We start from the raw sequence: 14,696 nt of genomic DNA on the forward strand, positions 1-14,696 counted from the left end.
CACCCCCTGCCGCTACCGCAGCTCCTGCGCGATCTGTTCGGCCCACCGCCGCACCACGACGGCGTCGGTGGTCACCCCGAGCGCCCCGACCGCCCGCGCGCGTGCCTCCCGGTCGGGATTGATCCGGCCGGCGAAGAAGCCCAGCGGCCCGACGTAACGGCCCTCGTCGCGCAGCTTCTTGGCGAAGACAAACCCGGCCTCGCCGTCGCCGTCGCGGGTGATGTCGGAGAGCACCAGATCCACCCGGTGCGCGGCCAGCCAGTCGAGGGCGTCCCGCTCGGTGTCGGCCAGTTGGACGGTGGCCCCTTCCCGGCGCAGATCCATGGCCAGCTCCCGCACGCTGGCCACGACATCGTCCACCCACAGGACGGACAGCCCGTGCAGGCCCGTCGTGACGACGGGCCGTTGCCGGGCGGGGGCCCGGGGACGGACCACGCCCGTGGCCTCGTCCGCCGCCGTGTCGACCGGGAGGGCGGTGTGCTCACGGAGCACGGCCAGTGCCAGATCCCGCAGCTCCTGCGCGTTGTTGGTGAGCGAGGCGCCCAGCGCGGCGGCCCGCTCCTCACGGTCGGCGGAGCGGCGGATGGTGAAGAAGACCACCGGACCGTCGTAGTTCCCGTCCGCCTTGAGCCGCTCCACCATCTCGAAGCCCGCGGAGTGGTCCGAGCCCCGGCTGACGTCGGAGATCAGCAGGTCGGGGGTGCGGTTGCGGAGGGCCTGCACGGCGGCGGCGCTCTTGGGCACGTGGTTCACCTGCGCCCCGAGCGCCTCCAGCACCTCGCGCACCACACCCTTCCGGTCGGGCTGGTCGTCGACCCAGAGGACGTCGAAGGCCGGCACCGGGTACGGGCCCGGCACCGGCGGACCGGCCTGCGCCGGATAGCCCGCCTGCTGCTGCCCCGGGAGGTACGCCGCCTGCGGCGGGTACCCGCCGCCGTACGGCGCCGGCGGGTCGGGGTACGGCGCCGCCTGCTGAGCGGCATACGGCGAAGGCTGCGCGCCGGCCGGCTGCGGCAGGGCGACCGCGCCGGGCCGGCCGCCCGGGAACCCGTACCCCCCGTCCCCCGGCCACGCCAGCGGCGGCCCGAACCCGGTGGTGTAGCCGTCCACGCGGGCGCCCTGCACCCCCTGCCAGACCGGGGCCCACTCCCGGGACATCCGGGTCGGCTCCCCGCCCGAGCCGAGCGGTCCCTCGCGCAGCCGCAGCAGCAGCCGGTCCGCGTCCTGGCGGGCGGTCAGCTCGTCGACGAGGGACGTGAAGGCCGGGTTGACCACCAGACCGGGGAACTCGTTGGGCAGTTGACGCTCCAGCACGGCCAGCACCGCTTCCCCGGACGCACCCAGCGGGTCCGGCAGCAGCAGGTCGTAGCGCGCGAGGAAGTCCCGCGCCGTGCGCAGTTCGCCCTCCGACGGTCCGGCGCCGGCCGCCAGCAGCGTCCGCCGCACCTCGCGGTAGGCACGGAACTCGGCCACCACATCGCCGTCGACGGTGCCGGACGGGCCGGTCATCATGCGGTAGAAGTCGGGATAGAAGTACTGCAGCAGCAGCGTCCTGATCACGGCACCGGGGCCGAAGTCGCGCCAGACGGGGTTGAGCGTGGCCTCCAGGACGAAGCCGTTGACCAGGCGTTTGATGCGGCGCGGATTCCGGTCCGAGCGCTGCGCCAGCAGCTCCACCAGGGCGTCGTCGAGCAGCGGTGCCACCCCGGCGGTCCGGGCGCACCAGCGGATGTAGTCCTTGACGCCGTGGTTGTCGGCCGCCGGGACCCGGTAACTGGTCTGGAAGATCTTCTCCATGAACGCCGAGCCGGCCGGCGACAGGTCGTGCAGCAGCCCGTTCGGGCCGAGCGCCGAGCGGTCGCAGCCGACCACGAACGCCAGCCCCGCCACGTCCAGATAGACCTTCACCGCCTCGCAGACGGCGAGCACCGTCTCCTCCGAGCACCGGTCGAGGTCGTCGATGAAGACCACCAGGAGCCGTCGGGGCCGGAACTCGGCGGTCTCGGACCACTCCTTGACCAGGTCGCCGATCGCCCCGCGCATCTCGTTGCGGGCCTGGGAGTTGACGGACAGGCTCTTCCACAGCTCGTCGACCAGGCCGGCCACGCCCAGCGGCCCGGCGGCGACCGTGCTCAGCGCCCGTACGGCCCGCAGCAGCGCCCGTCGTTCGGTGACCCGGGCGAGGCCGCGGCGCAGCACCCGCCGGTCGAAGCGCATCAGAACGGACTTGATCAGCCCCTCCAGCGCGTCGGCGCCGGTCGAGGTCCAGGCGTTGTACCAGACGGTGTGCACCTCGGGCGCCTGCGCCAGCTCCGCGTCGACCAGCCGCATCAGGCTGCTCTTGCCCATGCCCCAGCCGGCGTCGACGGCGAGGGTGAAGGGGGTGGAGTCGCGGGAGGCGACCAGCAGGCCGGCGAGCTGACGGGCGGCGGCGCCGGCGCCCAGCAGATCGGCACCCCGCTCGGCGACCGGTTCGTCGTTGAGCAACGCGAACGGGCCGCGCTGCGGGGTCGCGGGCGAGGGTAAGGCGGACGGGGCGGCCATGCGCCCGGAGCGTACCGGGGAGCGCCGCGGGGCGCACCGCCGGGCGCTCCGCCGGGCCCGCACCGCGGAATCAGCAGCCCGCCCCCGCCCGCGCCGTCACCACCCGTGAGGAACCCCACACCGTGTGCTGATCGACGTGGGGAAAAACACCGGGCGGGCACCGAAACACGGTCGTAAGGTTGCGGACATGCAGGTGATCCAGTCAACGAAGCTCGCCAACGTCTGCTACGAAATCCGTGGCCCGGTGCTCGAGGAGGCCATGCGGCTGGAGGCGGCCGGTCATCGCATCCTGAAGCTGAACACCGGCAACCCGGCGGCGTTCGGCTTCGAGTGCCCGCCCGAGATCCTGGAGGACATCCTCCGCTCCGTCGGGACGGCACACGGCTACGGCGACGCCAAGGGCCTGCTCTCCGCCCGCCGCGCGGTGATGCAGCACTACCAGACCAAGGGCATCGAGCTCTCCGTCGACGACATCTACCTCGGCAACGGCGTCTCCGAGCTGATCCAGATGTCGATGCAGGCGCTGCTGGACGACGGCGACGAGGTGCTGGTCCCGGCCCCGGACTATCCGCTGTGGACCGCGTCGGTCTCGCTCTCCGGCGGCACGGCCGTGCACTACCGCTGCGACGAGCAGGCGGACTGGATGCCGGACCTCGCCGACATCGAGCGCAAGATCACCGACCGCACCAAGGCCCTCGTCGTCATCAACCCCAACAACCCCACGGGCGCGGTGTACGACGACGAGCTGCTGCGCGGCCTCGCGGAGATCGCCCGCCGGCACAACCTGATCGTCTGCGCCGACGAGATCTACGACAAGATCCTCTACGACGGGGTCACGCACACCCCGTTCGCGTCGCTCGCCCCCGACCTGCTGACCCTGACCTTCAACGGGCTGTCCAAGTCCTACCGGGTGGCCGGGTACCGCAGCGGCTGGATGGCGGTCTGCGGCCCGAAGGCGCACGCCGCCTCGTACATCGAGGGCCTCACGATCCTGGCCAACATGCGGCTGTGCGCCAACATGCCGGCGCAGCACGCGGTGGCCACCGCGCTCGGCGGCCGGCAGTCGATCAACGATCTGGTGCTGCCCGGCGGCCGACTGCTGGAGCAGCGCGACGCCGCGTACGAGCTGCTGACCCAGATCCCGGGCGTCACCTGCGTCAAACCGAAGGGTGCGCTGTACGCCTTCCCGCGGCTGGACCCCGCGGTCTACAAGGTCAAGGACGACCGGCAGATGGTGCTCGACCTGCTGCGCGCCGAGAAGATCATGATCGTGCACGGCACCGGCTTCAACTGGCCGGAGCCGGACCACTTCCGCCTGGTCACGCTGCCCAGCAAGGACGATCTGACGGACGCGGTCACCCGGATCGGGACCTTCCTCGACGGTTACGGACAGTACTGACCCGTCACGACTTCTGTACGAGCCATAACTTTAGACAGTGTCCAAGCTAGGATGGCCTCCTGGACGTTTTTCAGGAGGCCACCCCATGTACGAGCCGATCCGCACGAAGTCGGTCCACACCATGGCCGCCGCCCCGGAGATCCCGCACCGCTCCCGCGAGGAGGAGCTGGACATCCGGCTCGCCGGGCAGCTGACCGCGCTGCTCACCGTCACCGACGAGCTGCGCGCGCTCGCGACGCGCACCGGCACGCCGGAGGCCCTGGAGCTGGACGGCGCCGGGCTGGCCGACGCCGCCGAGCGCATCGCCGCACTGGTCGCCCGGCTCAGCGGTGGCCACTACCCACTGCGCGCCGAGCCCTCCGACGGCGGGGCCGCGTCCCGCACGGCGGCCCTCCAGCAGCGCGCCCACACCCTGGCCGGGAACGCCCTGGCGGTGGCCACGTCCCGGAACGACACCGAGGCGATGGCCCTGGCGGCGGAGCGGATGGAGGCCCACGCGGGCCCGGTGCGGGACCTGGCGTCGGCGTAGCGCCGGCCGGCGCCGCCCTCGTCACTCCAACGGCCCCTTCGGGGCGCGTCATCCCGCTACGGCGGCCGCCTCACGGTCCGTCACCGAGATCTCGCACCGGTCCACCGTCCAGGCCGAGGCCCGGCCGGTCCGGTACGAGCATCCGGCCCCCGCTCAGCTCCAGCCGCTCGTTGAACAGCGGCTCCAGCCACTCGAAGTGCTCGACCCAGGCAGTCCCGGGGTAGGCCGCGGCCAGATGGAGATGGACCTCCATCGCGAAGTGCGGCGCGAGGCTCAGCGCCTTGTGGTCGGCGAGCGCCATCACCCGCAGGAAGGGCGTGATGCCGCCGACCCGGGGCGCGTCCGGTTGGACGAAGTCGGCGGCGCCCGCGTCGATCAGCCGGGTGTGCTCCTCGGCACTGGTGAGCATCTCGCCGGTGGCCACGGGGGTGTCCAGCGAGGCCGCGAGCGCGGCGTGGCCCTCGGCGTCATGGGCGTCCAACGGCTCCTCGATCCAGGTGAGCCGGAACTGCTCCAGGGTCCGTCCGAAGCGCCGGGCGGTGGCCCGGTCCCACTGCTGGTTGGCGTCCACCATCAGCGCGGTGTCCTCGCCGAGGTGCTCGCGGACCGCCTGGACGCGCCGCAGGTCGGCTGCCGTGTCGGGCTGCCCCACCTTGATCTTGATTCCGCCGATGCCGCGCGCCAGAGCGGCGTCGGCGTTGTCCAGCACCTGCCCGATCGGCGCGGAGAGGAAGCCGCCGGAGGTGTTGTAGCAGGGCACGGCCGAGCGGTGGGCGCCGAGGAGCTTGGCCAGCGGCAGGCCGGCGCGCCGCGCCTTGAGGTCCCACAGCGCGATGTCGAAGGCGGCGATCGCCTGCACGGCCAGTCCGCTGCGGCCCATCGAGGCGCCGGCCCAGAGCAGTTTCCGCCAGAGCCGGCCGATGTCGCTGGGGTCCTCACCGAGCAGTTCGGGGGCCGTCTCGCGGGCGTGGGCGTAGAGGCCGGGGCCGCCCGCCCGCTTGGCGTACCCGAAGCCCAGCCCCTCGTACCCGGCCTCGGTGACGATCCGCGCGAAGACCAACGCGACCTCGGTGAGCGGCTTCTGGCGCCCGGTCAGCACCTTGGCGTCACTGATCGGCGCGGTCAGCGGGAGGCGGACGAAGGAGAGCTGGACGGCGGCGATGCGGTCAGTGGTGAGGGCCATGGGGCTCAGGGTGGTCCGGCGGCCACCTCGGGGTCAAGAGTCCGAACGATGTTCATGTACGCGAACTCTGGCGCGGGTGGGCCGGTGCCGCGCGCCCCGCACAACGGGCCGGGGCCCCGCACCTGTTGGTGCGGGGCCCCGGCCGTCGGGTGCGGCTGCTGCGGCGGTCAGCCGAGCCGCTCGACCAGCGCGCGGTACTCGTCCCACAGCTCCTTCGGCGTGTGGTCACCGAAGGTGTTGAGGTGCTCCGGCACCAGGGCGGCCTCCTCGCGCCAGACCTCCTTGTCGACCGTCAGCAGGAAGTCGAGGTCGGAGTCGGCCAGTTCGAGGCCCTTGGTGTCCAGCGCCTCCTTCGTCGGCAGGATGCCGATGGGCGTCTCGACGCCCTCGGCGCGGCCGTCGAGCCGGTCGACGATCCACTTCAGCACGCGGGAGTTCTCACCGAAGCCGGGCCAGACGAACTTGCCCGCGTCGTTCTTGCGGAACCAGTTGACGTAGTAGATCTTCGGGAGCTTCGCCTGGTCCTTGCCCTTGGCGACGTCGACCCAGTGACCCATGTAGTCGCCCATGTTGTAGCCGCAGAACGGCAGCATGGCGAACGGGTCGCGGCGCAGCTCGCCGACCTTGCCCTCGGCGGCGGCGGTCTTCTCGGAGGCCACGTTCGCGCCGAGGAAGACGCCGTGGTTCCAGTCGAAGGACTCGGTCACCAGCGGCACGGCCGAGGCGCGGCGGCCGCCGAAGAGGATCGCCGAGATCGGCACGCCCTTGGGGTCCTCCCACTCGGGCGCGATGATCGGGCACTGCGAGGCGGGCGTGGTGAAGCGGGCGTTGGGGTGGGCGGCCGGGACGCCGGACTCGGGCGTCCAGTCGTTGCCCTTCCAGTCGGTGAGGTGGGCCGGGGTCTCCTCCGTCATGCCCTCCCACCAGATGTCGTTGTCGTCGGTGAGCGCGACGTTGGTGAAGACGGAGTTGCCCCACAGCGTCTTCATGGCGTTGGCGTTGGTGTGCTCGCCGGTGCCGGGCGCGACGCCGAAGAAGCCGGCCTCGGGGTTGATCGCGTAGAGGCGGCCGTCCTCGCCGAACCGCATCCAGGCGATGTCGTCACCGATCGTCTCGACCGTCCAGCCGGAGATCGTGGGCTCCAGCATGGCGAGGTTGGTCTTGCCGCACGCGGACGGGAAGGCCGCGGCGACGTACTTCGACTCGCCCTGCGGCGGCGTGAGCTTGAGGATCAGCATGTGCTCGGCGAGCCAGCCCTCGTCGCGCGCCATGACGGAGGCGATGCGCAGCGCGTAGCACTTCTTGCCCAGCAGGGCGTTGCCGCCGTAGCCGGAGCCGTACGACCAGATCTCGCGGGACTCGGGGAAGTGCGAGATGTACTTGGTGGAGTTGCACGGCCACGGAACGTCGGCCTCCCCCTCGGCCAGCGGGGCGCCCAGGGTGTGCACGGCCTTCACGAAGAAGCCGTCCTCGCCCAGCTCGTCCAGGACGGCCTGGCCCATGCGCGTCATGGTGCGCATCGAGACCGCGACGTAGGCGGAGTCGGTGATCTCCACCCCGAGGGCGGACAGCGGGGAGCCGAGCGGGCCCATGCAGAACGGGACGACGTACATCGTCCGGCCCTTCATCGAGCCGCGGAAGATGCCGCCCGCACCGTTCGCGCCGCGGAAGATCTCGCGCATCTCCGCCGGGGCTTTCCAGTGGTTGGTCGGCCCGGCGTCCTCCTCCTTCTCGGAGCAGATGAACGTGCGGTCCTCGACACGGGCCACGTCCGAGGGGTCGGAGGCGGCGTAGTACGAGTTGGGGCGCTTGATCGGGTCGAGCTTCTTGAACGTGCCCTTGTCGACGAGCTCCTCACACAGGCGCTCGTACTCCGCCTCCGAGCCGTCACACCAGACGACCCGGTCGGGCTGGGTGAGCGCTGCGATCTCGTCGACCCAGGACAGGAGTTCCTGGTGACGGGTCGGGAGGGCCTGGGAAGAGGGAGCCGCGTTGTCGCGCGCCACGATCGCTCCTAGATGAGGGTGTGGACGGATATATGCCCGGTGTGCCGGGAAAATCCGCTTCTTTTAGTTGTTGCCCCTTGGGGGCCGCGACCCGGATGCTTCGTGACCGCTCATCCGGTGCCGTCCGCACTCATTTGATCATCCGACCCGAAATCCGTTCTGTCCAGAGGGCGCCTTCGTGACCGTCACCACTCGTCGACGAATCGGTAACCTACGGTTGCGTAGGTAGCATTGCGCCATGACTTCCGCGCCCGACGCCGCCGAGAGCAAGCCCTCCTCCGCGCCGCCCGCGATCGCGGCGGTCGCCGCGGCAGCCGCGCCCCTCAAGCCGAAGCTGCGCGGCTGGTTGCACGCCGGGATGTTCCCCGCCGTGCTGCTGTCCGGCGTCATCCTCACCGCACTCGCCGACAGCCCCCGCGGCCGACTCGCCTGCGCCGTCTACACCCTCAGCGCCTGCCTGCTGTTCGGCGTCAGCGCGCTGTACCACCGCGGCAACTGGGGCCCGCGGGCCGACGGCGTGCTGCGCCGGCTCGACCACGCCAACATCTTCCTGATCATCGCCGGCACCTACACCCCGCTGACGATGCTGCTGGTGCCGGGCTCGCGCGGCCAGACGCTGCTCTGGGCGGTCTGGGCGGCCGCGCTGGCGGGCATCGTGTTCCGCGTCTTCTGGGTCGGCGCCCCCCGCTGGCTCTACACGCCCTGCTACATCGCCATGGGCTGGGCCGCCGTCTTCTTCCTGCCCGACTTCCTGCACTCCGGCGGGGTCGCCGTCCTCGTCCTCGTCATCGTCGGCGGCCTGCTCTACAGCGCCGGCGGCGTGATCTACGGCCTCAAGCGCCCCAACCCCTCGCCCCGGTGGTTCGGCTTCCACGAGGTCTTCCACTCCCTCACCCTGGCCGCCTTCGCCGTCCACTACGTCGGCATCTCGCTGGTGGCCTACACCCACGCCTGAGCCACCACGGCAGCGGCGCCGGCGGCGTTCACCGTCCGCAACATCCCCGCACCACAGCGTGACACGCGCCACTGACAGTCAGGACTTCGTCAAGGTTCGTTCAGGGGCGGAGCAAGGACGGTGCGCCCTCGGCTCCCCGGCCGGTCGCGACCGGGTCCCCGGGTGGTCCGATGCCGGACAATGCTGCCCATGGTCTCCGCACGTACGACTCCCCCCGCCGCGGCCGGGCCGGCCAGGCCCGGGCTGCGGGAGCGGAAGAAGCTCCAGACCCGGCGGGCGATCCGGCGGGCCGCCTACCGGCTCTTCGAGGAGCAGGGGTACGACGCCACCCCCGTCGATCAGATCGCCGAGGCCGCCGAGGTCTCACCGAGCACGGTCTTCCGCTACTTCCCCACCAAGGAAGACATCGTGCTCACGGACGCGTACCACGCGGTGCTGGAGGCCGGGATCAGGGCCCGTCCCGCGGACGAGCCGCCCGTCGAGTCGATTCGGCGGGCCACCGTCGCGGCGCTCGGCACGGTCGCCCCGGAGGACCGCGGGAAACTCCTCCAGCACATCCGGCTGATCCGTGAGGTGCCCGCGATCCGGGGCCGCACGGCGGAGCACACCGCCCGGGACGCCGCCATGATCAGCACGGTGCTGGCCGAGCGCTCCGGCCGCCCCGCCGACGACCTGGAGCTCCGGGTCGTCGGCAGCGCCGTGCTGGCCGCCCTCCAGGAGGCGATGCTGAGCTGGGCGGAGCAGGACCGGCCCGGCGACCTGGACACGCTGGCCGAGCTGATCCACCGGACGATGGAGGTCCTGGCGCGGGGGCTCACGCTCTGACCCACCGGACGACGGAGGTCCTGGCGCGGGGCTCACGCTCTGATCCACCGGACGACGGAGGTCCTGGCGCGGGGCGCGCGCTCCGCCCCACCGGACGACGGAGGTCCTGGCACGGGGGCGCACGCTCCGCACCGCCTCAGCGGGCGTCCGCGCCCCGTGCCGCCCCGTTCAGCGCGTCCTCGACGCCCACCGCGTCCACGAGCAGCGCCTCGTCCGCGCCGAAGCCGCCGACGAGCTGGAGCCCCAGCGGCAGCCCGTCGGCGGCGCGGCCGGCGGGCAGACTCAGCGACGGCAGACCGGCGTTGCTCCAGGGAAGACACATGATCGACGTCCCGGTGGTGCTGAGGTCGGCGGGCGCCGGGCCCGTCGCCGACGGGGCGATCCACAGGTCGACACCGGCCGCGGCGCCGTCCGCGGCGAGCCGCTCGCGGAACGCGGCGCGGCGCGCCCGGGCCGCCTCGTAGGCGGCGTCCCCGATCTTCCGGCCCTCCTGGACGGCCGCCGTGGTCTGCTCGCGGTAGCGGTCGCCGAAGCGGGCGAACCAGTCGGCGTGGGCCCGCGCGACCTCGTAGCGGTTCATCGTGAAGAGCTGGTCCACGACCTGCGCGAAGTCGTCCATCACCGGGACCTCGACCACCGCGTAGCCGGCCCGCCGCAGCAGCTCCCGCTGTTCCCCGAAGGCGCGCAGGGCCTCCGCGCCGGCGCGCTCCAGATAGGGGCCGACGGGGACGCCCAGCACCGGGCGGCCCGCCCCGGCGGCCGGCCGCGGCGCGCGCCATCCGTCGAGCAGCACCGACGCGGCCAGCGCGACGCCCGCCACGTCCGTGGCATAGCACCCCAGGGTGTCGAAGCCGGCGGCGTTGGGGATCACCCCGTCGACCGGGATCCGCCCGTAGGTCGGCTTGAACCCGACCACGCCGCAGTACGCGGCGGGGCGGATCATCGAGCCGACGGTCTGCGTCCCGATGGCCAGCGGCACCATGCCCGCGGCGACCGCGGCCGCCGAGCCGCTGCTCGAACCCCCTGGCGTGTGGGACAGGTTGTGCGGATTGCGGGTCGGTCCGGGCGCGGTGACCGCGAACTCCGCGGTCACGGTCTTGCCCGCGATCAGCGCGCCGGCCGCCACCAGCCGGTCGACGACGGTGGCCTGCGCCCCGCCCAGCACCTCCGGCGGCAGCGCCGAGCCCGCGCGGGTGGGCAACCCGTCCACGTGCACGATGTCCTTGACGCCGACGGTGATGCCGTGGAGGGCGGGCCGGGCGGCGGGGTCCGACGGGGCCCCGGCCGCACACCGCCGTGCCGCCGCCAGCAGGCGCGCACGGCGGCCGGGCTCGGGCACGAAGGCCCGGACCTGCGGATCGACGGTGTCGATGCGGTCGCACGAGCGGTGCACCGCGGCGACGGGGTCGTCGGTGCCGTCCCGCAGCGCCGCGGCCTCCTGGACCAGGGATCGATGCCCGAGCAAGGTCGTCATCGCGGCAGGCTACAACCGGCCGCCGACAACGGCCGGTTGGGGCTCTCCGGACCGCGACGGGCACCCGGCGCCGTGTCGTACCGCCGGCGCCCCGGAACCGGGCGCCGGTGTCAGCTGCCGGACCTGGACGCGCCAAGAGGCCACACGACATCGACGGCCAGCCCGGCCAGGCGGGCCGCGGCCACGGTGTCCGCCGTGCCCCCGCCGCGACCTGTGGGGGCGCTGCCGTCCCACACGGCGACGAGGCGGTCCGCGCCCTGGAGAAGCCGGCGATTGGCCGCTTCGTAGGCGGCGCGGCCCGCGTGCTCGTACGGCAGTACCACCACGTCGGCGGCGGCGTCGCGCAGCGCGTCGAACGCGGCGAGGTCTGCGGGGCGGACCACCGCTTCCCGGTAGTCCCGGGACGGGATGATTGCCGACAGTCGGCCGCCGAGCGAGAGGATCTCCTCGGCGAAGAGCGTGTCGGCACCGCGGGCCAGGCACGAGCGCCCGGCCAGCGCGTCGTCGCGCAGATCGGCCAGCAGCTCACGGAGGTCTGCGCGGATCCGACCGAGCGCCTCGTCGGCCAGGTCCATGTGACCGGTGATGGCGATGGTGACCATGTGACAACCCGCTTCCGGCCGAGGCGTTTTGCCCTTCACCCTAATCCGCTCCGGTGGCGGGGAGAGCGGGCGGCAGCGGGGCCACCGCCGTCACAGCGCGAGGGCGGCGAAGCCCAGAAGGTAGGCCACGGCGAAGAGCAGGGGGATCCAGCGTTCGACACGGCCGAGCGGGAGATAGACGCGCCAGTCCCGCCCCTCGCCGAGGGCGCGCCATTCGGCGGCCACGAAGGCGCGGGCCGGCAGGCGCTCCTCGAACGAGCCGATCACCTCGAACTTGCCCCTGTTCAGCTGCTGGTAGGAACGAACGGTGATCCACCAGGTGGCGCACATGCCCAGCAGGACCAGCAGGGCCGGAAGCGCGAGGGCGACCGGGGCCCGGCGGTGGTGCTCCTGGGACAGCCAGGTGCTGAGGAAGACGAGGAGAGCGCTGTGGAGGGTCAGGAAGAAGGTGTTGGCGAGGTTGCGCCGGGCGCTGACCCGGTCGGCCATCTCCACGCACAGCTTGTACTGCTCGAAGACCGCGGCGTGATAAGTCGCGGCTGGTTCGCGGAAGTTCTCCGCGTCGATGTCCTCGTTCCACAACGCGTCACTGATGCCGGCCATGTTGGCGTTTCCCCCGTAGTTCGTCACCGGGCGCCCGTACGGGCCGGGGCCGCGACGGCGGCGCGACGGCCATCGCCCGCCGCGCCGCCGCGTGCCCAGCGGGGCGCCCCGTTCCCTCACGCCGCGGTCTGGGTCTGCCCGTGGGTCTGCCACGCGGTGACGCGCCGGACGATGACGACGAGGAGCAGGCCCGCCGCCATGTAGAGCACCGTGAGCAGGGTGGTCACGTTCGCGTTGGACAGCACGTCCTGCTCGCTGGCGAACGTCGCGGACATGCGCCATTGGATCGGCTTGACCACGAAGTTGGCGACCACGAACAGCGCCCACCAGGCGTTGATCAGGCCGACGGGGACGGTCCGCCGGGGAGCACTGGCCCGCCAGACGTCCGACACGACCTGGTACGGGATCCACAGGTTCGCCACCGGGGTGGTCCAGGCGCCCACCACCCAGCCCCGGGCCCGGCGGTGCGCGGCGGCACCGCTCATCAGCTCGGAGTTGATCCGGGCCCGCCACAGCCAGACGACCACCCCGATGCCGGCCGTGATCCACACCAGCATGGACGGCCAGAACGCCCCCACCGTCGCGAGGGCATCGTTGTCGGCGGCCTCCAGGTCCGCGGCCGTCGCCGCCCCGGCCAGGTAGTCGTGGGCGAGGAAGTACAGGCGCCAGTTGGCCACCAGGACCAACACCGCATGCACGAGCGCCACGGCGATCAGTACCGTCGCGGTCGTCGCCGCGCCGGTCACCGTCCTCGGCAGCTCCCCGACCGGTTGCGCGTTCGTCGACATGCCTTGCTGTGAATCGTCCATGATCCTCCCCCGAAGATCGCCGACCCGCCACGCGGTACGTGGGGTCGGCAGGCCATGAGCCACTGCCCCTGTGGTGTCCCCCGTTTCACGGGATGTCATGCGGGACGGCCGTAACAGAACGGCACTAACCGAGGCCGAAGAGTCGCAGCGCCCGGCCCGCGAGCCAGAGCAGCAGGCCCAGGACCGTGACCAAGGCGAACCCTTTCCACACCGCCGCCTGCGTGGCGAAGGTGGCCCGCCAGGCCATCGACCGTCTGCGGACCCCCACGCCCGCCAGGGCCTCCTTGATGACGCGGGCCAGGTGGTGCGTGGGCGTGAACATGGTCATCGACACGAAGCCGGTCTTCACGGCGCGGGCCCCGCGGCGCACGAGCGCGCCCCGCGGGAGCTCGGCACGGAGCACGGGCCCCACCGGTCGCACCCGGGGCGTCCACCCGGGGTCGAAGGTGATGACGGCACCGGTCCAGGGATCTCCGCCGGACACCTCGGCCAGCCGGGACGGGGTCGGCAGGTGTGCGTCCAGCCGTTCGGCCAGCTCCAGCCGTTCGGCCTGCCGCGACAGTGCGCCCGGCGTCAGCAGGACGAGCTTGCGCGCGGGCTGGGTGGCGCGGGCCCGCTGGACCTCCCACCACAGCCCGTCGCCCGACCCCAGCCGCAGCACGATGAGTTGGGACAGCTCCATCAGCCGCAGCACCGTCGGCTGCCAGTCGTCGAGCGGCAGGTAGAACCGCGCCGCGCCCAGCCGCGGCAGCGGCTCCCCGGGTTTGCCCACCGTGATCACCGGGCCGACGGCGCCCAACGCCCCCGTGAGTTGCTCCTCCCGCGAGTGGATGCTGACGAACGCGGACGAGTCGTCGACCTGGGCCGCGATGTCGTCGTCGGTGAAGCTGCGCAGGTAGAGCACGGGTTGGCGGCCGTCGGCCAGCAGGGCCCGGGCCGCGCCGCGCGCCTGGCGCGGGCGGGTGTGGCGCAGGATCAGGATCCCGGCACCCACCGCGGCCAGGCCGCCGACCAGTAACCCCATCATGGTCATCGGCGGCATGGTGTAGCCCCGTCGCTGCGCCGTGCTCCCGGCGATGACGCCCCCCGCGAGCAGTACATATCCGACGCCACTGGCCAGCAGGAACACCGGCCGCCGCCACCACGGACGGGGCGGGGCGAACCGGCTGACCACCTTGATGATCTCCGTGGCGTCCGACCGGCGCCGGCGCCGCAGCCACAGCGCCGGCCCGAGCAGCAGCGCGGCGGGCACCGCCCAGTACAGCGCGGCCGCGCGCGACGAGCCGAGTTTCCGGTCGAGCCGCGCCCGGTCCCGTCGGACCTCCGCCGCCAGCCCGGCGACCCGCGCGCGGGCGCGGGAGACCCGGCCCTTCTCGACGTCACCGGTGGCGGCGGAGACCGCGGAGCGGCTCGCTCCCGACGGGGCGTTCTCCTTGAACCACGTGTCGCCCGCGCGGATCCCGGCGCGCGCGGCCGCCTCCCCGGCGGCGTAGCGGTCCAGCGCGGCGGTGAACGCGGCGGCCCGTGCCGGGGCGTCGCCGAAGCGGTCGCAGGCCCGCAGGCCCGTGCCCGCGGTGACCGCCAGGTGCAGCGCGACGTAGGCCGTGACGAGCGTGGCCACCGTGATCAGCCGGGCGAACGCCCGCAAGCGTGCGGACACCTCAGCGCACCCCCTCACCTCGCCCGGGCACCGCCACCCGGCGCAGAGCGCGTCCCGTACTACCACCTCGCCCCACGAACCGTGGCCAGTTCAGGCCACCCCCACCA

At 72.8% G+C, this 14,696-nt stretch carries 12 protein-coding genes; 4 read left to right on the forward strand and 8 right to left on the reverse strand.

Translation table 11 applies throughout. The annotated features are described in order from the left end of the window. Positions 1-12: 12 nt before the first annotated feature. A complete protein-coding gene (locus tag SL103_RS36585) occupies positions 13-2,544 on the reverse strand; it encodes a P-loop NTPase fold protein (RefSeq protein ID WP_079146064.1) in 2,532 nt (843 codons plus the stop codon). Between the two features lie 187 nt (positions 2,545-2,731). Between SL103_RS36585 and SL103_RS30805 the strand changes: the two genes are divergently transcribed. Together SL103_RS30805 and SL103_RS30810 are read left to right on the forward strand one after the other, a co-directional pair. After that, positions 2,732-3,943, forward strand: a complete 1,212-nt coding sequence (locus SL103_RS30805) for a pyridoxal phosphate-dependent aminotransferase (RefSeq protein ID WP_069572239.1) — start codon at positions 2,732-2,734, stop codon at positions 3,941-3,943. Positions 3,944-4,028: 85 nt separating this feature from the next. Then, positions 4,029-4,472, forward strand: coding sequence for a hypothetical protein (locus SL103_RS30810; RefSeq protein WP_069572240.1), 444 nt, complete (start codon positions 4,029-4,031; stop codon positions 4,470-4,472). A gap of 70 nt (positions 4,473-4,542) precedes the next feature. Here SL103_RS30810 and SL103_RS30815 read toward each other — a convergent pair whose 3' ends face one another. Together SL103_RS30815 and SL103_RS30820 are read right to left on the reverse strand one after the other, a co-directional pair. Beyond that, positions 4,543-5,655, reverse strand: coding sequence for an L-talarate/galactarate dehydratase (locus SL103_RS30815; protein ID WP_069572241.1), 1,113 nt, complete (start codon positions 5,653-5,655; stop codon positions 4,543-4,545). Between the two features lie 167 nt (positions 5,656-5,822). Beyond that, positions 5,823-7,661 (reverse strand): phosphoenolpyruvate carboxykinase (GTP), encoded by a 1,839-nt coding sequence (locus tag SL103_RS30820; protein WP_069572242.1) that lies wholly within the window; start codon positions 7,659-7,661, stop codon positions 5,823-5,825. A 238-nt stretch (positions 7,662-7,899) separates the two neighbouring features. Here SL103_RS30820 and trhA point away from each other — a divergent pair, with 238 nt between their 5' ends. Both trhA and SL103_RS30830 read left to right on the forward strand, forming a co-directional pair. Then, complete coding sequence (trhA, locus tag SL103_RS30825) at positions 7,900-8,616, forward strand: PAQR family membrane homeostasis protein TrhA (RefSeq protein WP_069572243.1); 717 nt, start codon at positions 7,900-7,902, stop codon at positions 8,614-8,616. A 189-nt stretch (positions 8,617-8,805) separates the two neighbouring features. Beyond that, a complete protein-coding gene (locus tag SL103_RS30830) occupies positions 8,806-9,441 on the forward strand; it encodes a TetR family transcriptional regulator (protein WP_432215370.1) in 636 nt (211 codons plus the stop codon). 136 nt (positions 9,442-9,577) lie between these two features. Here the strand turns inward: SL103_RS30830 and SL103_RS30835 are convergent, their stop codons facing one another. The 5 genes from SL103_RS30835 to SL103_RS30855 all read right to left on the reverse strand — a co-directional run bounded on the left by SL103_RS30835 (position 9,578) and on the right by SL103_RS30855 (position 14,589). After that, a complete protein-coding gene (locus tag SL103_RS30835) occupies positions 9,578-10,915 on the reverse strand; it encodes an amidase (protein WP_069572245.1) in 1,338 nt (445 codons plus the stop codon). 110 nt (positions 10,916-11,025) lie between these two features. After that, complete coding sequence (locus tag SL103_RS30840) at positions 11,026-11,517, reverse strand: hypothetical protein (protein ID WP_069572246.1); 492 nt, start codon at positions 11,515-11,517, stop codon at positions 11,026-11,028. Between the two features lie 90 nt (positions 11,518-11,607). Further along, complete coding sequence (locus tag SL103_RS30845) at positions 11,608-12,120, reverse strand: RipA family octameric membrane protein (protein ID WP_079146065.1); 513 nt, start codon at positions 12,118-12,120, stop codon at positions 11,608-11,610. 116 nt (positions 12,121-12,236) lie between these two features. Next, entirely contained in the window at positions 12,237-12,929 is a 693-nt protein-coding gene (locus SL103_RS30850) for a DUF4328 domain-containing protein (protein ID WP_244304081.1), read from the reverse strand. Between the two features lie 124 nt (positions 12,930-13,053). Then, positions 13,054-14,589, reverse strand: coding sequence for a transferase (locus SL103_RS30855; protein WP_069572247.1), 1,536 nt, complete (start codon positions 14,587-14,589; stop codon positions 13,054-13,056). Positions 14,590-14,696 lie beyond the last annotated feature (107 nt).

The organism is Streptomyces lydicus (genome assembly GCF_001729485.1).
Classification (GTDB): Bacteria; Actinomycetota; Actinomycetes; order Streptomycetales; family Streptomycetaceae; genus Streptomyces; species Streptomyces lydicus_D.

What these genes read in the sequence shown, in the direction of transcription:
- SL103_RS36585 (WP_079146064.1), bottom strand. Translation starts at nt 2,544, where the DNA reads ATGGCCGCCCCGTCCGCCTTACCCTCGCCCGCGACCCCGCAGCGCGGC.
- SL103_RS30805 (WP_069572239.1), top strand. Translation starts at nt 2,732, where the DNA reads ATGCAGGTGATCCAGTCAACGAAGCTCGCCAACGTCTGCTACGAAATC.
- SL103_RS30810 (WP_069572240.1), top strand. Translation starts at nt 4,029, where the DNA reads ATGTACGAGCCGATCCGCACGAAGTCGGTCCACACCATGGCCGCCGCC.
- SL103_RS30815 (WP_069572241.1), bottom strand. Translation starts at nt 5,655, where the DNA reads ATGGCCCTCACCACTGACCGCATCGCCGCCGTCCAGCTCTCCTTCGTC.
- trhA (WP_069572243.1), top strand. Translation starts at nt 7,900, where the DNA reads ATGACTTCCGCGCCCGACGCCGCCGAGAGCAAGCCCTCCTCCGCGCCG.
- SL103_RS30830 (WP_432215370.1), top strand. Translation starts at nt 8,806, where the DNA reads ATGGTCTCCGCACGTACGACTCCCCCCGCCGCGGCCGGGCCGGCCAGG.
- SL103_RS30835 (WP_069572245.1), bottom strand. Translation starts at nt 10,915, where the DNA reads ATGACGACCTTGCTCGGGCATCGATCCCTGGTCCAGGAGGCCGCGGCG.
- SL103_RS30840 (WP_069572246.1), bottom strand. Translation starts at nt 11,517, where the DNA reads ATGGTCACCATCGCCATCACCGGTCACATGGACCTGGCCGACGAGGCG.
- SL103_RS30845 (WP_079146065.1), bottom strand. Translation starts at nt 12,120, where the DNA reads ATGGCCGGCATCAGTGACGCGTTGTGGAACGAGGACATCGACGCGGAG.
- SL103_RS30850 (WP_244304081.1), bottom strand. Translation starts at nt 12,929, where the DNA reads ATGGACGATTCACAGCAAGGCATGTCGACGAACGCGCAACCGGTCGGG.